This is a genomic window from Mesorhizobium sp., assembly GCF_004963255.1.
Taxonomy (GTDB): domain Bacteria; phylum Pseudomonadota; class Alphaproteobacteria; order Rhizobiales; family Rhizobiaceae; genus Mesorhizobium.
In genome coordinates, this window is record NZ_SUGA01000018.1 from 41,674 (window position 1) to 60,961 (window position 19,288).

14 protein-coding genes are annotated in these 19,288 nt (G+C 64.9%); 7 read left to right on the forward strand and 7 right to left on the reverse strand.

Features of this window, described 5'->3' with window-relative positions:
* Positions 1 to 39 precede the first annotated feature (39 nt).
* Positions 40 to 1,869: a translational GTPase TypA gene (typA, locus tag E5X34_RS19135; RefSeq protein ID WP_292567844.1), complete on the forward strand. Its 1,830-nt coding sequence runs from the start codon at positions 40 to 42 to the stop codon at positions 1,867 to 1,869.
* A 51-nt stretch (positions 1,870 to 1,920) separates the two neighbouring features.
* Here the strand turns inward: typA and E5X34_RS19140 are convergent, their stop codons facing one another.
* The gene (locus tag E5X34_RS19140; RefSeq protein ID WP_292567846.1) at positions 1,921 to 2,547 is read right to left on the reverse strand and encodes a DUF1062 domain-containing protein; all 627 of its coding nucleotides are present in this window, start codon (positions 2,545 to 2,547) and stop codon (positions 1,921 to 1,923) included.
* A gap of 445 nt (positions 2,548 to 2,992) precedes the next feature.
* On the opposite strand from E5X34_RS19140, the gene E5X34_RS19145 reads away from it, so the two are divergent.
* The gene (locus tag E5X34_RS19145; protein ID WP_042645616.1) at positions 2,993 to 3,604 is read left to right on the forward strand and encodes a LysE family translocator; all 612 of its coding nucleotides are present in this window, start codon (positions 2,993 to 2,995) and stop codon (positions 3,602 to 3,604) included.
* A gap of 50 nt (positions 3,605 to 3,654) precedes the next feature.
* Here E5X34_RS19145 and E5X34_RS19150 read toward each other — a convergent pair whose 3' ends face one another.
* Positions 3,655 to 3,978, reverse strand: coding sequence for a hypothetical protein (locus E5X34_RS19150; protein WP_292567849.1), 324 nt, complete (start codon positions 3,976 to 3,978; stop codon positions 3,655 to 3,657).
* Positions 3,979 to 4,244: 266 nt separating this feature from the next.
* On the opposite strand from E5X34_RS19150, the gene E5X34_RS19155 reads away from it, so the two are divergent.
* Both E5X34_RS19155 and E5X34_RS19160 read left to right on the forward strand, forming a co-directional pair.
* Positions 4,245 to 4,658 (forward strand): RusA family crossover junction endodeoxyribonuclease, encoded by a 414-nt coding sequence (locus E5X34_RS19155; RefSeq protein ID WP_292567851.1) that lies wholly within the window; start codon positions 4,245 to 4,247, stop codon positions 4,656 to 4,658.
* Entirely contained in the window at positions 4,655 to 5,299 is a 645-nt protein-coding gene (locus E5X34_RS19160) for a HepT-like ribonuclease domain-containing protein (RefSeq protein ID WP_292567853.1), read from the forward strand. The genes E5X34_RS19155 and E5X34_RS19160 overlap by 4 nt, the downstream gene beginning before the upstream one ends.
* An 8-nt stretch (positions 5,300 to 5,307) precedes the next feature.
* Here E5X34_RS19160 and E5X34_RS19165 read toward each other — a convergent pair whose 3' ends face one another.
* Entirely contained in the window at positions 5,308 to 5,871 is a 564-nt protein-coding gene (locus E5X34_RS19165) for a peroxidase-related enzyme (RefSeq protein WP_292567855.1), read from the reverse strand.
* Between the two features lie 126 nt (positions 5,872 to 5,997).
* On the opposite strand from E5X34_RS19165, the gene E5X34_RS19170 reads away from it, so the two are divergent.
* Positions 5,998 to 10,776, forward strand: coding sequence for an NAD-glutamate dehydrogenase (locus tag E5X34_RS19170; RefSeq protein WP_292567857.1), 4,779 nt, complete (start codon positions 5,998 to 6,000; stop codon positions 10,774 to 10,776).
* 179 nt (positions 10,777 to 10,955) lie between these two features.
* Positions 10,956 to 12,407 (forward strand): MFS transporter, encoded by a 1,452-nt coding sequence (locus E5X34_RS19175; protein WP_292567947.1) that lies wholly within the window; start codon positions 10,956 to 10,958, stop codon positions 12,405 to 12,407.
* A gap of 139 nt (positions 12,408 to 12,546) precedes the next feature.
* Here E5X34_RS19175 and purH read toward each other — a convergent pair whose 3' ends face one another.
* The 4 genes from purH to htpX form a co-directional block, all read right to left on the reverse strand.
* Entirely contained in the window at positions 12,547 to 14,163 is a 1,617-nt protein-coding gene (purH, locus tag E5X34_RS19180) for a bifunctional phosphoribosylaminoimidazolecarboxamide formyltransferase/IMP cyclohydrolase (RefSeq protein WP_292567859.1), read from the reverse strand.
* 110 nt (positions 14,164 to 14,273) lie between these two features.
* Entirely contained in the window at positions 14,274 to 15,998 is a 1,725-nt protein-coding gene (locus E5X34_RS19185) for a heparinase II/III family protein (RefSeq protein WP_292567861.1), read from the reverse strand.
* A 557-nt stretch (positions 15,999 to 16,555) separates the two neighbouring features.
* Positions 16,556 to 17,935 carry an RsmB/NOP family class I SAM-dependent RNA methyltransferase gene (locus E5X34_RS19190; RefSeq protein WP_292567949.1) on the reverse strand — a complete coding sequence of 460 codons (1,380 nt, stop codon included), beginning with the start codon at positions 17,933 to 17,935 and terminating at the stop codon, positions 16,556 to 16,558.
* Entirely contained in the window at positions 17,926 to 18,954 is a 1,029-nt protein-coding gene (gene htpX / locus E5X34_RS19195) for a zinc metalloprotease HtpX (RefSeq protein WP_292567863.1), read from the reverse strand. The genes E5X34_RS19190 and htpX overlap by 10 nt, the downstream gene beginning before the upstream one ends.
* 105 nt (positions 18,955 to 19,059) lie before the next feature.
* On the opposite strand from htpX, the gene E5X34_RS19200 reads away from it, so the two are divergent.
* Entirely contained in the window at positions 19,060 to 19,281 is a 222-nt protein-coding gene (locus E5X34_RS19200; RefSeq protein ID WP_292567865.1) for a DUF1674 domain-containing protein, read from the forward strand.
* Positions 19,282 to 19,288: the final 7 nt, after the last annotated feature.

Consider the following 19,288-nt stretch of genomic DNA (forward strand, 5'->3'; position numbering starts at 1 on the left):
TTTAAGCCTGCCGCCCGCAACGTTCCCGAGACCAGAAAAATGAACCTCCGCAATATCGCGATCATCGCGCACGTCGACCATGGCAAAACCACGCTGGTCGACCAGCTCCTGAAACAGTCCGGCGCCTTCCGCGACAACCAGCGCGTCGCCGAGCGCGCCATGGATTCCAACGACCTCGAAAAAGAGCGCGGCATCACCATCCTTGCCAAGGCGACCTCGGTCGACTGGCACGGCACCCGCATCAACATCGTCGACACGCCCGGACACGCCGATTTCGGCGGCGAGGTCGAGCGCATTCTGTCGATGGTGGATTCGGCGATCGTGCTCGTCGACGCCGCCGAAGGCCCGATGCCGCAGACCAAGTTCGTCGTCGGCAAGGCGCTCAAGGTCGGCTTGCGGCCGATCGTCGTCATCAACAAGATCGACCGTCCGGACGCCCGCCATGTCGAGGTTGTCAACGAGGTGTTCGACTTGTTCGCCGCGCTCGACGCCACCGACGAGCAGCTCGATTTCCCGATCCTCTACGGCTCGGGCCGCGACGGCTGGGTGTCGGAAAACCCCGAAGGTCCGAAGGATCAGGGCCTGGCGCCGCTGTTCGACCTCGTCGTCAAGCACGTGCCGGCGCCGACGGTCCATCCCGGCCCGTTCCGCATGATCGGCACCATCCTCGAAGCCAATCCGTTCCTCGGCCGCATCATCACCGGCCGCATCGAGTCCGGCACGCTGAAGCCCAACCAGGCGGTCAAGGTGCTGCATCACGACGGCACGCAGATCGAGGCTGGGCGTATCTCGAAAATCCTCGCCTTCCGCGGCCTCGAGCGCCAGCCGATCGAGGAAGCGCAGGCGGGCGACATCGTGGCCATCGCCGGCCTGTCGAAAGGCACCGTCGCCGACACCTTCTGCGACCCGGCGGTGAGCGAGCCGCTGCATGCGCAGCCGATCGACCCGCCGACGGTGACCATGTCCTTCCTCGTCAATGACAGCCCGCTTGCCGGCACCGAGGGCGACAAGGTGACGAGCCGCGTCATCCGCGACCGCCTGCTGCGCGAGGCCGAGGGCAATGTCGCGCTCAAGATCGAGGAATCGGCCGAAAAGGATTCGTTCTTCGTCTCCGGCCGCGGCGAGTTGCAGCTTGCGGTGCTGATCGAGACCATGCGCCGCGAGGGTTTCGAGCTTGCCGTGTCGCGTCCGCGCGTCGTCATGCAGAAGGGCGAGAACGGCGAATTGCTGGAACCGGTCGAGGAAGTCGTCATCGACGTCGACGAGGAGCATGCCGGCGTCGTCGTGCAGAAGATGTCGGAGCGCAAGGCCGAGATGGTCGAGCTGCGTCCTTCCGGCGGCAATCGCCAGCGCCTCGTCTTCCATGCGCCGACGCGCGGCCTGATCGGCTACCAGTCGGAACTTCTGACCGACACGCGCGGCACCGCGGTGATGAACCGGCTGTTCTTCGCCTATGAGCCTTACAAGGGCGAATTGCCCGGCCGCACCAATGGCGTCTTGATCTCCAACGAGCAGGGCGAGTCGGTCGCCTATGCCATGTGGAACCTGGAAGACCGCGGCCCGATGATCATCGATCCGGGCGTCAAGGTCTATCAGGGCATGATCATCGGCATCCATTCGCGCGACAACGACCTCGAAGTGAACGTGCTCAAGGGCAAGAAGCTCACCAACATCCGTGCCGCCGGCAAGGACGAGGCGGTGAAGCTGACGCCGCCGATCCGCATGACCCTGGAGCGGGCGCTGGCCTGGATCCAGGACGACGAGCTGGTCGAGGTGACGCCGAAGACCATCCGGCTGCGCAAGCTCTATCTCGACCCGAACGAGCGCAAGCGTTTCGAAAAGGCCGCCAAGGTGATGGGCGCGGCGTAAGCTTTCCAGCCAAGGGTTCAAAAGAGGGAGCGCGTGCTCCCTCTTTTCGTTTCAGCGGCACGCTGCCGACAGGATGGCGCGGCAATCCGCCTCTCCGGCCAGATCGATGCGCACCTCCAGGCCATCGCGAACCGGCTTGCGCAAGGTTTTCGCGCCATCCGGCTCCATGGTCAGTCGCCTTCGGTCGTCCAGGACCTGGAGTCTTGACCGCGAGAGGCCAAGCTCGCCGGCAAGCAGGCGGTCCAGCCGCAAAGGCGTCGTCCCCTCCAGCCGAAGCTCGAGCGCGAGGCCGTCCGCGCGTCCCGGCTCTCCGTCGAGCAGCTCCTTTCGGACGGTGACATCGGAAGATTCCTCGAGCCGCCCGGCCCGGTAGCGCAGCGCGGTGGCATCGAAGGCAAAGCGGCGTGCAAGCGCCGGATCGTTGCTTTCAAGCGCTGCCAGCAGTGCCGGCTCGATATCGTGGCGGTTTTGTCGTTCCAGGATGGTTAAATTCCAGGAGTTGTCGCAACTCACGCAGCGATAGATCAGCCAGACGTCGATGCGCTTGCCATTGGCATTGACGCGGAATTTCTCGCTGCATTTGTATGGTCTGAAGCCGCCGCAGCGGTTGCAGTTGATGAAAGGTCGTGGCGCGATTGCGGGCGCGATCGTCCAGCGGACACGCAAGGTAGAAGACATGCCGGTAGGCCCTTCCCGTCGGGAAGTCCGTCAGGCCGGCGATGTCCGAGATGCCCTCTTTTGTTGAGCATGATCTTTTCCGAAAACCGGATGCCACTTTTCGGGATCATGCTCGTGTGGGCACGGCGTGGCGAAAGACTGTTTTGTTTGGAATCAGACGTCGGGGCGGATTGCGCACGACGGCGGCTCAGCAATGCCAAACCGGTCTCGAACCGCCGCCTGAAGAACACGTGAAAATGCAGCAGGCCGCGCCAGTGGCTGCGCCTGCGGTGCATTCAGAGGAGTTGGCGAGACCGGCGGTTACTGAGGCAAAGTGATGCTCGAAAGTGGATGTCGGGCGGGTCTTCTAGCCGGGTGGCGCCAATCCGGCAAGCTGTCGGCTTTCGTCATCCTAGTGGTTGCGCTAATCTCGTGGGCTTGAGTTCTTCACCACAAGAGGTCCGCCATGCATCTCGCCTCGCTGCTGATCTTCGCCGCCGCGCTCTTTGTCGCCGCCGGTTCGCCCGGCCCATCGATCGCGGCACTTGTGGCGCGGGTGATCTCGAAAGGGTTCCGCGACGTCTTCCCGTTCCTGCTGGCGATGTGGATCGGCGAGGCTATCTGGCTGTCGCTGGCGGTGTTCGGGCTGGCCGTCGTGGCGCAGACCTTCCACTACGCCTTCGTCGTCGTGAAGTGGATTGGCGTGGCCTATCTCGCCTGGCTGGCGTTCAAGATGTGGACGGCGCCGGTGGAGGCCAAGGAAGGCGAGATGCCGCGCGAGGATTCGCCTGTGAAACTGTTCTTTGCCGGCATGGCGGTGACGCTCGGCAACCCGAAGATCATGATGTTCTATCTGGCTCTGCTGCCAACCATCATCGATCTTGCCTCGGTCAGCGTGGTCGGCTGGGTCGAGCTGACGCTGACCATGGCTGTCGTGCTGGTGGTCATCGACCTTGCCTGGGTGCTGGCCGCTTCGCAGGCGCGCCGGCTCCTGAAGAGCAAACGCGCCATGAAGATCGCCAACCGCGTCAGCGCCACGACGATGGCGGGCGCGGCCGCGGCAATCGCCGCTCGGTAGTTGATGTTCGGGTCAGGGTGCCCGCGCGCGGGCGGCCTGACCCTCTTGCCTCACATCATCTCGATGATCGGCGCGATCTCGACGCTGAAGGCCGGGTCCATCAGGATCGGGCACTCCTTGGCTTTGGCGACGGCATCGTCGATGTCCCTGGCCTCGACGACGGTGTAGCCCGCGGTCGGATTGCTGCCGCCATTGTTCTCGACCTTGCCGCTGGGCAGAACCGTCCTGGACATGCCGACCGGATTGCCGCCATCGACCACGGCCGAGCCGAGCTTGCCGTACCAGCCGGTCCAGGCATCCATAGCCGCTTTCCGTTCGGCCTCATCGGTCGGCATCTTGCCGGAGCCATGATAGACATAAAGAAATTTCGCCATGTTCTCCTCCCTTGTCGGCGGCGTCGAACCGGCACGCGGCCACGCCGCTTGCGATATGCAGCTGCGCTGCAATCGTTGATCATCGGCCCAAACGGCGGAACAAGCAATGAGAATGAGAAATTGCTAATATAACCCACTGGGCCTTGTTGCCCTGGCGCTCACCGGAACCTGGCGACCGATATTGTCGTACGCTGCACCTGCGCTGGCTTCCTCAAAGACTTGTGGTAGTTTCGCCAACGGGTTCGGTGGTTGCCGGGGTGCGGAAGATGGAGATCGTCTTTCCAGTAGAATTTATTGTTCATGGAACGCCAGTTTCGCATCAAGCCAAACGTCCGGAATCACGGGAGCAGTGGAAAGAACAGGTCCGCAGCTCGAGCCGCGTAGCGCTTCCCAATCCGCACTTTGTGAGCGACCAGCGGGTTGCGGTGACGCTGTTTTACTTTCCACCTGAACCGATGCAGGGCGACGTAGACAACATCGTCAAGCTTGTTCTCGACGCATGCTGCGCCCACATCTACCTTGACGATTCCCAGGTTGAACGAGTGGTTGTCCAGAAATTTGAACCAGACCGGCTGTTTAGCTTCGGCAACCCCTCTGCTACATTTGTACAGGCGATCGAAGGTGCTAAACCCGCGCTATATGTTCGGATTTCAAGTGATCCGCATGAGGACCTGCAATGAAGTCGGACGTTCTCGAAAAGGCCATTTTGGATCGGTTGCTGCCTGAACTGGAAGCTGATGGCTACCAGGTTATTAGGGAGCCTCGACGCTCAATAGTTCCGCCGTTTCTCGGCTCGTACCTTCCCGACCTGATCGCACTCCGTGAGGACGGTAATCTGGCAATTGAAGTCGCATCAGGAAATGACCCTGACAGTCGGAAGCTGGACGATATCGCGAAGTTATTTGAGGGTCAGAAGGGCTGGAAATTCAAGGTCTATTGGGCCTCCGGCTCGAGGGCCGAGCCGCCGCTTCGTGCTCAGTCGATTGATGATATTAAGGATGCCCTTGCTCAGGCGAGTGCGCTAAATGACGAGGGTCACGCATCCGCGGCGTTCCTAGTGTCGTGGGCAATATTTGAAGCAATAGCCCGTAGAGCCCTTGCGGGCAGGTTCGTTCGACCTCAAACGCCCGGCCGCATCATCGAAATCATGGCAAGCGAAGGAGTGCTCACTCCTTTTGAGGCGGATCGCCTGCGGTCATTGGTTACTTTTCGCAATAGGTTCATTCACGGGGAACTCGATGTTGGTGTGACGTCTGAAGAGACGGGTGAATTTCTAAAGATCCTCGAAAATCTTACGGCAATAGCCAGCCACCCTGCTTAGTCGTCCGCCTATCTCGCCATGGCGTGGTATTCGGGGTTCGGCCGCATATCGACCGCGGCGGCCACCCGGTTCGACATGTTGAAGAAGGCGGCGGTCGAGGCGATGTCCCAGATGTCGCGGTCGGAGAAACCGGCCTGCCGCAAGGCGGAGCGGTCGGCTTCCACGATCCTGGCCGGTTCTTCCGTCAGCTTGACGGCGAATTCGAGCATGGCGCGCTGGCGGTCCGACAGATCGGCGGCGCGGAAATTCATCGCCATCATCTCGCCCAGCGCCGGCTCGCCCGACAGCTGACGCACCGCCGCGCCACGCGCGGTCAGGCAGTAATAGCAGTGGTTGATCGAGGAGACGGCGACCGCGATCATCTCGCGCTCCAGCTTCGACAGGCCCGAATCGCCCAGCATCAGATCGTTGTACATGTCGGTGAAGGCGCGCAGCTTCTTCTCGTCGAAGGCGTAGGCGAGCAGCACGTTGGGCACGAGGCCGAGCTTCTCCTCGCATTTGGCGAAATAGGCTTTCGTCGACTCGCTCAGCTCCACCTGGACAAGGTCAAGCGCGGTTATTTTGCCGGTCATATGGGTTCTCCTGCAGGCCGATGGCGTCAGTTCGAATTTTTTAATGCGTCGTCAAACCTTTGTCGCGAAACGGCGGTCATCTGCTACGATAGCCACAAAAGCATAAGACGGGAGGGAATAAGCGTCATGGCCAGCGTGAAATCCAAGCCGAAGAAGAAAGCGGCAGCCGCCGCGAAAGCGGAGGAGAAGCCCGCAAGGCTTGCCGATTATCTGCTTGCCCGGGCGCCCGCCGAGGATATCGCGGCCTATGACGCCGCCGACCTGGAACGCGCAGGCGAGCTCGCAGCCCGAGCGGTGGCCAGCCACAGGAAGGGCGAAAGCGTTGTCGCCGTCGATGCCGATTCGGGCGTTGCCTGCGACGGCCGGCCGGTCACGGTCATCACCGTCGTCAACGACAACATGCCGTTCCTGTTCGATTCCATCCTTGGCGAGATCACCGAGAGCAGCGGCCAGCCGACGCTGGTCACCCATCCGATCGTCACCGTCCGTCACGGCAAGGCCGGCGTCGTCGAGGTTCTGGGCGACGGCGGCAAGGAGGATGACGAGCACGAGCGGCTGAGCGTCGTCCACGTACACATTCCAAGGCTGACCGCGGAGGAGGCGAAGAGCCTTACCGAGCGGCTGCGCAAGATGCTCTCCCAGGTCCGGGCCGCGGTCGTCGACTGGAAGCGGATGCTCGCCCGCCTCGACCAGGCGATTTCCGAGTTCCGCTATTCCGCGGTGCCGCTCGACAAGAAGAGTGTCGCCGAGGCGATCGCCTTCCTCGAATGGCTGCGCGACGACAATTTCACCTTCCTCGGCATGCGCGAGTTCAAATATGTCGGCGGCGAGGAGAGCGGCACGCTGGAGCGCGCCGACAAGCCCGGCCTCGGCATTCTGTCGGATCCCGACGTGCTGGTGTTGCGGCGCGGCACCGAGGCGGTGACGACGACGCCGGAGATCCGCGCCTTCCTGCACGGGCCGGAGCCGCTGATCGTCACCAAGGCGAACGCCAAGTCGCTGGTGCACCGCCGCATCTATCTCGACTATGTCGGGGTCAAGACCTACACGGCGAAAGGCGCGCTCGCTGGCGAATTGCGCATCGTCGGCCTTTTCACCTCGACCGCCTACACGCGCTCGGTGATGAAGATCCCCTATCTGCGCTCAAAGGCCGAAACGATCATCGCCAAGTCGGGGTTCAATCCCAACGACCATTCCGGCAAGGCGCTGATCAACGTGCTGGAGAGCTATCCGCGCGACGAGTTCTTCCAGGTTCCGGTGCCGGTCCTGAGAAAGCATGCCAATGCCATTCTCGGCCTGGTCGAGCGGCCGCGGATCAGAGCCCTGGTGCGCGCCGACCAGTTCGATCGTTTCGTTTCGATCCTCGTTTTCGTGCCGCGCGACCGCTATGACAGCGTCGTGCGCGAGAAGATCGGCGCATATCTCAAGACCGTCTTCGAGGGCCGGCTGTCGGCCTACTACCCGGCCTTTCCTGAAGGCGGGCTGGCGCGCGTGCATTTCATCATCGGCCGCTCCGGCGGCAAGACGCCGAAGATCGAGCCGTCGACGATCGAGGCGGCGATCCGCGACATCGTGCGGACCTGGCAAGACGCGCTCTCTGAGGCCGCGGAAGCGGCCGGCAGCGATCCGGCGCTGAAGGCGATCGCGGCGCGGTTCCCCGAAAGCTATCGCGATAGCTTCTCGGCTGCCGTAGCGCTGACCGATGCCGGGCGCATCGCCAAAATCAGCGCCGACAATCCGATCGCCATCGACTATTACCGCCATGCCGACCAGAAGCCGAACCAGGCGGCGCTGAAGATCTACCACCATGGCAGCCCGGTGGCGCTGTCGCGGCGCGTGCCGGTGCTGGAGAATATCGGCTTCCGCGTCATCAGCGAGCGCACCTTCGAGGTCGCCGGCGACCCGGCTGCAACGGTATTCATCCACGACATGGAACTGGAGAACAGCTACGGCAACCCAATCAACCTTGCCGATGGCGGGGCGCTGTTCGAGGATGCCTTCCTCTCGGTCTGGCGTGGCGACGTCGACAATGACGGCTACAACGGCCTGGCGCAGACCGCCGGCCTGTGGTCGGGCGAGATCACCATCCTGCGCGCCTATGGCCGCTACCTGCAGCAGGTCGGCATTCCGCAGAGCCAGGATTTCATCGCCGCCGCGCTCAACCGCTATCCGGAGATCGCGCGCGGCCTGCATTCGCTGTTCGTCGCCCGGCTTGGGCCGGCGGCGGAAGGCGACGGCGCGGTGGCGGCCAAGCACCTCAAGGCCAAGATCAAGGACGCGCTGGAAGAGGTGCCCAATATCGATGACGACACCATCATCCGCCGCTACCTCAACCTCATCGAAGCCTCGCTGCGAACCAATCATTTCGTCGCCGATACGAAAGCGAAGGGGCAGTCGCTGGCGATCAAGCTCGACTCGCAGGCGGTCGAGGGACTGCCGGCGCCGCGGCCATGGCGCGAGATCTTCGTCTACGGCTCAGAGGTCGAGGGCGTGCATCTGCGCTTCGGCCCGGTGGCGCGAGGCGGCCTGCGCTGGTCGGACCGCGCCCAGGACTACCGCACCGAGGTGCTGGGTCTGGTGAAGGCGCAGCAGGTCAAGAACGCGGTCATCGTGCCGGTCGGCGCCAAGGGCGGCTTCTATCCGAAGAAGCTGCCGATAAGCGCCGGGCGCGACGCCATCTTCGAGGCCGGCACCTCGGCCTACAAGAACTTCGTCTCCAGCCTGTTGTCGATCACCGACAATATCGGCGTCGACGGGGTTATCCCGCCGGCCGGCGTGGTGCGGCGCGATCCTGACGATCCCTATTTCGTCGTCGCCGCCGACAAGGGCACGGCAACCTTCTCCGACACCGCCAACGCCATTTCGGAGAAGCATCACTTCTGGCTGGACGATGCCTTCGCCAGCGGCGGCTCGGCAGGCTACGACCACAAGAAGATGGGCATCACCGCCAAGGGCGCCTGGGAAGCGGTGAAGCGGCATTTCCGCGAGATGAACCGCGACATCCAGGCTGAGCCCTTCAGCGTGGTCGGCGTCGGCGACATGTCGGGCGACGTGTTCGGCAACGGCATGCTGTTGTCGCCCGCCACCAGGCTGATCGCCGCCTTCGATCATCGCGACATCTTCATCGATCCCGATCCGGACATGGCGGCCTCCCTGGCCGAGCGCCATCGCATGTTCGCCCTGCCGCGCTCGTCCTGGCAGGATTACGACAAGTCGAAGCTGTCGGAAGGCGGCGTCATCGTCTCGCGCAACCAGAAATCGATCACGCTGCCGCAGGCGGCCGCCGCCGCCATCGGCCTCGCCAAGACCACGGCGACGCCCGTCGAGATCATGAGCGCCATCCTGAAGGCGCCGGTTGACCTTTTGTGGTTCGGCGGCATCGGCACCTATGTGCGGGCTTCGGGCGAAAGCAATCAGGATGTCGGCGACCGCGCCAACGACGCCATCCGCGTCACCGCGCTCGATGTCCGGGCGAAGATCATCGGCGAGGGCGCCAATCTCGGCGTCACGCAGCGGGCGCGCATCGAGTTCGGCCTGAATGGCGGCCGCTGCAACTCGGACGCCATCGACAATTCGGGCGGCGTCAACTGCTCCGACGTTGAGGTCAACATCAAGATCGCGCTGGCTTCCGCCATGCGCAAAGGCTCGCTGACGCGGCCAGCGCGCAACAAGCTGCTCGCCGAGATGACCGACGAGGTCAGCGCGCTGGTGCTCTCCAACAACTACCAGCAGACGCTGGCGCTGTCGCTCGCGCGCAAGCGGGGCATGGCCGACATCGCGCACCAGGCCCGCTTCATGACGGCGCTGGAGGCGCGCGGCCTGCTCGACCGCGCCGTCGAGACGCTGCCTTCGCCGGCGGCGCTTGCCGAACGCGAGGCGCGCGGCGAGCCGCTGACCCGGGCCGAGCTCGGCGTGCTGCTCGCCTATGCCAAGATCGTGCTGTTCTCCGACATCGTCGCCAGCGATGTGCCGGACGATCCGCATTTCGACCGCGACCTGATGGGCTATTTCCCGGAGCGGATGGCGAAGAAATTCGCCGGCGAGATCCGCGACCACCGGCTGCGGCGCGAGATCATCGCGCGCGTCGTCGCCAACGATCTCGTCAATCGCGGTGGGCCATCCTTCGTCAACCGACTGCAGGAAGCCACCGGCCGGCCGGCGGCCGATGTCGTGCGCACCTTCGCCGTGGTCCGCGACGGCTTTGCGCTGCCCGCGCTCTATCGCGAGATCGACGCGCTCGACAACCAGATCGACGGGCAAACCCAGCTCGATCTCTACCAGTCCGTCAGCCGGCTCATCTTTGTGACCAGCGGCTGGTACCTGAAGAACGAAGCCGGCTCCGCGCCGCTCGGCCAGCGGATCGACGAGCTGCAGGAGGCCCGCAAGGCGCTCGAGCCGAAGCTCGTCTCGCTGCTGCCAGCCTTCTCGCGCGAGCGCATCGAGGAGCGGCGGCACGGCCTGTTCAAGGGTGGCGCGCCGGAGAAGCTCGCCGGGCAGCTCGCCTTGGCCGAGGTGGCCGAGCTGATCCCCGACGTCGCGCTCACCGCGCGCACCGCCAATGCCGATATCGTCAGCGCGGCCAAGGCCTTCTTCGCCGTCAGCGACGCCTTCCGCATCCCGCGCGTCGAGGAAGCGGCGCGCTCGATCATGCCGCCCGACTATTACGACCAGCTGGCGCTGTCACGCGCGACCGACACGATCGGCGTCGCACGTCGCGGCATCGCGGTGGCGGCTCTGACGGCGCATGGCGCGGCGGCGGATCCGGTCGCGGCGTGGCTGGAAGCCGGCGGCGAGCGCGTTGCCCGTATCCGCGAGCGGCTGCAGGCGCTGACCGAAGGCGGCGACATCACCGTGTCGCGGCTGTCGGTGGCGTCCGGGCTGATGACCGACCTGACGGGGATGTGAAGTTCCTCGCCCCACGAAGTGGGGAGAGGTGCCGAGCGTAGCGAGGCGGAGAGGGGTCTTCATCAGGTGAACCCCCTCCCTCCAACGATCCTCCAAGCTCCAGTCGCCGCATTCCCCTCTCCGTCTCGACTTCGCCGAGTCACCTCTCCCCACTTCGCGGGGCGAGGAATTGGCGCTTGTTGCGCCACCGCCGGAAAACATGCAGACATGGCGCCCGGCACGAGCGGCCCGAGGGAATCAGCATGGCGGCAGTAGAGACAGTGCAGCGGGCATCGGGGCGTGGCATCTGGGGCTGGATGTTCTTCGACTGGGCGGCGCAGCCTTTCTTCACCGTCGTCACCACCTTCATCTTCGGACCCTATTTCGTCTCGCGCATGGCGAGCGACCCGACCGCCGGGCAGGCCGCCTGGGGTTACGGCATCGCCGCGGCGGGCCTGGTCATCGCGGTATTGTCGCCGGTGCTCGGCTCGATCGCCGACCAGACCGGGCCGCGCAAGCCCTGGATCGCTTTCTTCGCAACGATCAAGATCGTCAGCCTCACCTTGCTGTGGTTCGCCGCACCCGGCTCGAACCTGTTCCTGGTCGTGCTGTTGTTTTCGCTGGCCTCGGTGGCGGCCGAATTCTCCACCGTGTTCAACGATTCCATGATGCCGCGGCTGGTGCCGAAGGAGGAGATCGGCCGCATTTCCAACGTCGCCTGGGGACTCGGCTATCTCGGCGGCATGGTGGCGCTGATCTTCGTCGTGCTGTTCCTGGCCGGCAATCTCGAAACCGGCAAGACCCTCATCGGCCTCGATCCGCTGTTCGGGCTGAACCCGAAGCTCGGCGAGGATGCGCGCTTCACCGGACCGATGTCGGCCGGCTGGTATTTCCTGTTCATCCTGCCGATGTTCTTCTTCACGCCCGACGCCACCAAGGGCATCCCGATCGGACCGGCGGTGCGCGAGGGGTTGTCCGAACTGAAGTCTACGCTCGCCGAGGTGCGCCAGCGCAGCGGCATCCTGCGCTTCCTGCTGGCGCGGATGATCTATCAGGACGGCGTCAATGCGCTGCTGGCGCTCGGCGGCACCTTCGCGGCCGGCATGTTCCATTGGTCGATCACCGAGATCGGTCTGTTCGGCATCATCCTCAACATCGTCGCCATCTTCGGCTGCTGGATCGCGGCGCGGCTCGACACGGCTTTCGGCTCGAAGCACGTGGTGATGATCGCGCTGGTGATGCTGTCGGTCGCCACGATCGGCGTTGTCTCGACCGGCCCGGGCTTCACGCTGCTCGGCCTGATCCCGCTGTCGACCGCCGACTCCGGCGGCCTGTTCGGCACCGCGGCCGAAAAGGCCTACATCCTCTACGGCCTGCTGATCGGCCTCGCCTTCGGACCGGTGCAGGCCTCGTCGCGATCCTACATGGCGCGCAGCGTGACCGCTGCCGAATCCGGCCGCTATTTCGGCATCTATGCGCTGGCCGGCCGAGCGACCAGCTTCCTGGCGCCGTTCATGGTGGCGACCATCACGACGATGAGCGATTCGCCGCGGCTCGGCATGGCGGCGATCATCCTGTTCCTAGGCATCGGTATGGCGATACTGGTGGGGACGCCCTATCCGGCGGACAAGCCGAGGGAGACGCTTCGATAATTCTACTCCGCTGGCCGCTTGCCGCGGTTTTCTGCGCTTCCGGTGCTCACGGACCCGAAAGTCCGCTCCGCTCCAGTTCTCGAAAACCGCACCAATCGACTCAGCGGAGCGAATTCTTGAAGCATCTCCGCGCCGAGCATCAATGCCTGAAATGCCTGACTCCGGTGAACACCATGGCGATGCCGTGCTCGTCGGCGGCGGCGATGACGTCGTCGTCGCGCATCGAGCCGCCGGGCTGGATCACCGCCGTGGCGCCGGCCTCGATCGCCGACAAGAGCCCGTCGGCGAAGGGGAAGAAGGCGTCCGAGGCGACGACCGAACCCTTGGTCAGCGGTTCGGCGAGACCGGCGGCTGCCGCCGCGTCCAGCGCCTTGCGGGCGGCGATGCGCGAGGAATCGACGCGGCTCATCTGGCCGGCGCCGATGCCGACCGTCGCCCCGTCCCTGGCATAGACGATGGCGTTGGACTTCACATGCTTGGCAACGCGGAAGGCGAATTTGAGGTCGGCCAGTTCCGCCGGCGTCGGCGCGCGCTTCGTCACCACTTTCAATTCGAGGTCGTCGACCACGGCATTGTCGCGGCTTTGCACAAGCAATCCGCCGGCGACCGACTTCACCGTCGTGCCGACGGCGCGCGGGTTGGGCAGGCCGCCGGTGACCAGCAGGCGCAAATTCTTCTTCGCCGCGACGATCGCGGCGGCTTCATCGGTCGCGCCCGGCGCGATGATGACCTCGGTGAAGGTCTTCACGATCTCTTCCGCCGCCTCGACGTCGAGGACGCGATTCATGGCGACGATGCCGCCGAAAGCCGAGACCGGGTCGCAGGCCAGCGCCTTGGCATAGGCCGCCTTCAGCGAGGAGTCTTCGGCGACGCCACAGGGGTTGGCGTGCTTGATGATGGCGATCGCCGCCGAGCGGGCCGGATCGAACTCGCCGACGAGCTCGAAGGCGGCGTCGGTGTCGTTGATGTTGTTGTAGGAGAGCTGCTTGCCCTGCAATTGCCTGGCGGTGGCGACACCGGGCCGCTTGTCGCCCGAGAGATAGAAGCCCGCATTCTGATGCGGGTTCTCGCCATAGCGCATCACCTGCTCGAGCCGGCCGCCGAAAGCGCGCCATGTCGGGTGCTCGATCTGGAGCTCTTCGGCGAACCAGCCGGAAATTGCTGCGTCATAAGTGGCGGTGCGGGCAAAGGCCTTGGCCGCCAGCTTCTTGCGGAAGTCGAGCGACAGCGAGCCGAGATTCATCTCCAATGCGTTGACTACTGAAGCATAATCGGCCGGGTCGGTGACGATGGCGACATAGGCGTGGTTCTTGGCCGAGGCGCGGATCATCGCCGGCCCGCCGATGTCGATGTTCTCGACGATCGAGGCATAGCCGGCGCCGGAGCGGCGCACCTCCTCGAACGGGTAGAGGTTCGAGACGACGAGGTCGATCGGCTCGATGTGATGATCGCGCATGGCCTTGGCATGCTCGGCATCGTCGCGGATGCCGAGCAGCGCGCCATGCACGGAAGGATGCAAGGTCTTCACCCGGCCGTCCATAATCTCGGGAAAGCCGGTGAGCTCGGAAACATCGCGCACCGCAAGGCCGGCCTCGGCGATGGTCTTTGCCGTGCCGCCCGTCGAAACCAGTTCGACGCCAGCGGCGGCGAGCGCCTTGGCAAAGTCGACCAGCCCGGTCTTATCGAAGACGGAAAGCAGGGCGCGGCGCACCGGAACGAGATCCGGCGCCGGAATGTTTTTTGTGGGCACGGCCATGGCGGGCGGCCTTTCAGAGCTGTTGGAAGGGACGTTGGCCGGCCCTAGCATATGAGCCCCGGAAATCAAGTGAATCCGGGATCAGGCGCGCAGCCGTTTGCCGGGCAGGTTCAGTTGTTTTCGGGATAGCCGGCGATAACGGTGCGGGTCAGCTGCCAGTGCACTTCGGCAATCTCCGAGGCCTTGAAGGCGAGCACGATCTGCCGGCTGCGGCGCGGACCGCTCAGGCCGGCGAAATAGATCGATTCCTCGACCTCCGGCACCACTTCCGCGCAGGTGAAGACCCAACTGTCGCCCTGCGCGGCGGCAAGCGTCAGCCGGTCGTGATCGTCCTGCAGCAGGCTGATGTCGGGGTGAACATGAAAGCGCACCGTGACGAAGTCGCGGCCGTTGTTGCGGATCGCGGCATTGCCCGGGCGCAGAAAACGGTCGCGCCCGGCAAGCACGTTGCCGTTCGTGCCGAGCTTCAGCTCGCGCTCATGCAGGAAGCCGAATTGCTGGACATAGCCGTCATGGCGGGCGACGAAGCCCTGCATGCCCTTCTGGTCGAGGCGCTTGCAGGGCACATGCTGCGGGCCGCCGATCAGCGGCGAACCCAAAAGGTCGCTGACGCGCAGCGAGTGGCTGAAGCGCGCCGACGAGGTGTCGTTGATCGTCGCGGTCGAATGCGCGGCGGTGGCGCGCGCCAGAGGCCGGAATTCCGGGGCGCCATACGTATCGATGCCGGCATTGACGATGAAGTGCTGGCGCCCGGAGGAGAGCTCGAAGGCGAGACAGCCGGCATGCGCGGCGTTGGAGACGTCGATCGGCGGCGGCAGGCCGGTGTCGGCGATCACCGTCACGCCGCTCATCGAAAGGCGCTCATAGCCGGAATGCGGCGCGTGCAGCAGCGGCGCGCCCACCGTGTCGTCATGGCGCAAGATGGTGGCGATGCGGTCATGGATGGTGGCGCCCATGCCGTTGAAGCGGGCAAGGCTGCCGTCCTGATGGCGGAAGAAGCGCAGCGCCGGCAACATGCGGTCGATGGCGCCGATCAGGGCCGCCGGCGGCGCCTCGGCCTGGTTGGCATAGGTCTGGCGCAGCGGCAGGAGATCGGCCAGCAGTTCCAGCACCGCCATCGGTTTGCGCGAGATGTGGCCGCCATCGGGCAGGATCTGATGCTCCAGCTCCTCGGCCAGGTTGCGCGTCGCGGAACGCAGCGCCGAAGCCGGCGCCGGCAGCGACAGCGCGGCAAAGGCGAGCGCGATGCGGGCGCGCAGCCTGGCCTCGCCGTCCGGCATCTCACGCGCCACCGAGCGCAGGTAGCGAATCTGCACGGCAAGCGATTTGAGGAAGGCGCGATAGAACGGGAATTCGGCGCCTTGCAGCACCACCGAGGAATGCTGCAGCCAGGCGATCACGCGCTTGGCCGTCGTTCCAGGCTCCCAGGCGATGCCCGAAATCTGGTTGCCGTGCATGGCGATCCAGTCGGTCACCAGGGCTCTCGCGTTGGCGGCGGCGAGCTCGGTGCCGGCGGCGCGCATGTGGCGCAGCCAGCGGAAGCCATGCAGCGATTTCTGCCAGCCGCGATTGGGCACGTCGAGCTGAAAGGGCGAGGTGCCGCCGGTCTCGACCAGATGGCCGGACAGCGGGTAGCGGCCGTAATAAATCTCCAGCGCGATCTGCGGATCGGCGAGTCGCAAATCCGGCGGGGCGATCAGGACGCGTTCGGGCGTGCGGCCGGAATAGCGCCAGCGATAGACCGGACCGGCGCGCAAACGCCGGCGCGTCTTGCGCCAGAACTCCTTCGCGACGAGCGTCCATAGACGCGTCGTGTTGCCGGCAACAAGTGCCAATAGCCCTCCAGATGTCCCCATTACCCAAGCGCAAGCTTATGCGATTCAAGAACTTATGCGAAGGCGGATTTCGCCGAAGTGAACCGCTTCACGCCGCGACGGCGGGGTCGTCCCTAAAAAAGTCATGGCTTTCCGAGGCATACCGAATTGTGTCGATGATGAAATCGACACCTGCTGGGGGGAGCGGACGGAGTCTTGACGATACCTCAAGGCGGACTGGGATTTGGGTCGGCGCGGCCAGGATCTCACGTCTCCTTTCTATGCTGAGCTCTTCGCGATTTGCCTATGCCTCCGTGACGTCGTCATCCACGGGCGGAGCGACGCGAAGCGGAGCGCAGACCCGAGGATCCATTCCGTGACTTTCACTGAAGAGCGCCGCGGCGTAGAATTCTGCATCGTTGGGCGTCGCTTCGGCGTAACGGAATGGATTCTATGGTCTGCGCGCGTCGCTTCGCTCCTTGCTCCGCCCGTGGATGACGAGGTTCGAAAGCTTCGGCTAATCGCGAAAGCGTGCGATCGGTTGACAGGGGCACAGCAAACCTCCCACCAGGAAGATCCTATGCAACCCGTCTCATCCGCGCGGCGAAGAAGCCGTCCAGACCGGAAATCCCCGGCGATTCAAGCGTCAGGTCGGCGGGCGTCGTCCGCAGCGCGCCCGCAGGCGTGAGGAATGGGTCGAGCTCGGCGAACTCGCCTGGGCGGATCGGGTCGTCGATCACCCCGGGGGTTTCGGCAAGAAAGGCGCGGTAAAGCTCCTCGCCTTCGATCGGGTCGAGCGAGCAATTGGAAAAAACGACGCGGCCGCCGGGCCTGACGAGACCGACGGCATGGGCAAGCAGGCGACGCTGGAGATCGGCGAGCTTTTCGACGTCCGGCATGGTCTTGGTCCAGGGCACATCGGGATGGCGACGCACGGTTCCGGTCGAGGAGCAGGGCGCGTCGAGCAGCACGGCGTCGAACAGGTCCGCCGGCTGGTAATCCATGAGGTCGGTCTGGACCAGATCGGCCGTCAGGCCGAGGCGGTCGAGATTCTGCTTGAGCCGCGCCAGCCGGTTCTTCGAGGTGTCGACCGCGGTGACGTCGGCGCCGGCCAAGATGAGCTGCGCCGTCTTGCCGCCGGGCGCGGCGCAGAGGTCGGCGACGCGCTGGCCACTTATGTCGCCGAACAGGCGCGCCGGCAGGCTGGCGGCCGTGTCCTGCACCCACCATGCGCCGTCGGCAAAGCCGGGCAGGTCGATGACATTGGCCGCCAGCTTTTCGACACGCACTGTGCCGGTCGGCAGAACGATGCCGCCCAGGCGCTCGGCCCAGAGCGCAGGATCGGCCTTGACGCTGAAATCGACGGGCGCCTCGTGGCGATGCGCGGCAAGAATGGCGCGCGCCTTGTCGGCGCCGTAAGCGGCGGTCAGCCGCTCGGCGAACCATTGCGGCGCCTCGCTGGTCGCGGCAGGCGCCCGGGCAAGCTCGGCGTCCTTGGCGCGGGCCAGCGAACGCAGCACGCCGTTGACGAGGCCGGAAAAGCGGGTGGTACGAGGATCGGATTTGGCGTGGGTGACGGCAAGGTCGACGGCGGCGCTGTCCGGAACATCGAGGAACAGGATCTGCGCGGCGGCCACATGCAGGATGTGCGAGAGTGCCGTGGCATTGGGCGGCAGCGGCTTTTCCAACCGCCTCGACAGCAGCCCGGCAATGGTCATGCGATGGCGCAGCGCGGTCACCAGGATGGCGCGCACCAGCGCGCGGTCGCGGCCGTCCAGCGCCTTGTATTGCGGGTGGCCGTGCTCGTTGTCGGTCAATCCATCGAGCGGCGTGCGGGCGTCGATGACGGCGGCCAGCAGCCGCGCCGCCGTCTTGCGCGCGGCAAGGCCGGCTATCTCGTCACCGGCCTTGTGTTGCGCATTACCTGGCTGTCCGCGCCTCGGCGGCGTCACGACCAGGGACCTTTCGACCGGCGCGGTGCGGTCGGGTTGCGGCCCCAGGGATTGGGTTTCGGCTGCGGTGGTTCGGCAGGCGGCGCGGGTTCCGTCCGCTTGCCCCACGGACCGGCCGACTCCTCCTCGGGCTGGATGGGCCGCGCGGAAGCCTCGCGCCGATTGGCCGACGACGCACGACCCATCTCGCTTGCCATCTCCTGCAGCGCGGCGATGCGGTTCTCGGTGCTCGGGTGGGTCGAGAACAGATTGTCCATGCGCTCGCCATGCAGAGGGTTGATGATGAAAAGATGCGCCATCGCCGGGTTGCGCTCGGCATCCTCATTGGGGATTTGTTCCGCGCCGCGCGCGATCTTGTTGAGCGCCGAAGCCAGCCACAGCGGATTGCCGCAGATCTCGGCGCCGCGCCGGTCGGCCTCGTATTCGCGGGTGCGGCTCACCGCCATCTGCACGATCATGGCGGCGAAGGGCGCAACGATCATCGCCACAAGCACGCCGACGAAGCCGAAGGAATTGTTGTTCTCGCGGCTGCCGCCGAGGAAGAAGGCGAAATTGCCGAGCATCGAGATGGCGCCGGCGAGCGTCGCCACGATCGTCATGGTCAGCGTGTCGCGATGCTGGACATGGGCAAGCTCATGCGCCATCACCGCCGCGACCTCCTCGTGGGAGAGGCGCTGGAGCAGGCCGGTGGACGCGGCCACCGCGGCATTTTCGGGATTGCGGCCGGTGGCGAAGGCGTTGGGCTGCGGGTTGTCGATGAGATAGGTCTTCGGCATTGGCAGGCCGGCCTGCTTGGCCAGCGCCTGGACGATCGCGTAATATTCGGGCGCGTTCTTCTCGTCGACCTCGACGGCGCGGTTCATCGACAGCACCATCTTGTCGGCGTTCCAGTAGCTGAACAAATTGGTGCCGGCGGCGATCAGAAGCGCAATGACCATGCCGCCCGAGCCGCCGATCAGATAGCCGACGCCCATGAACAGCGCCGTCATCGCGGCAAGCAGCATTGCGGTGCGAAGCGTGTTCATCGTTTCATCCGTTCGGGGCGATGGAGAATTGGGGTCGATCCTTTTGTGGTCATGGCTATATGATGGGAAAGGCCGGCCCCCGTTTCAATCGGCAGGGAATATCGCATGACCGAACTGACCAACAAGACCGAAACCGCGGGCGAAGGCGACGGGCCGCGAAAGATGCTGACGCCGGCCGCGAGTCGTGCGCTGGCGGAGGCCGAGGCCAGGCGCAGGGAATATCGCGAGGCCGAGGCAAAATTGCCGAAGGAAATCGGCGGCCGCGGCGGCAAGGAACCTGGCCGCTATGGCGACTGGGAGGTGAAAGGCCTCACCAGCGACTTCTAGCCGGATG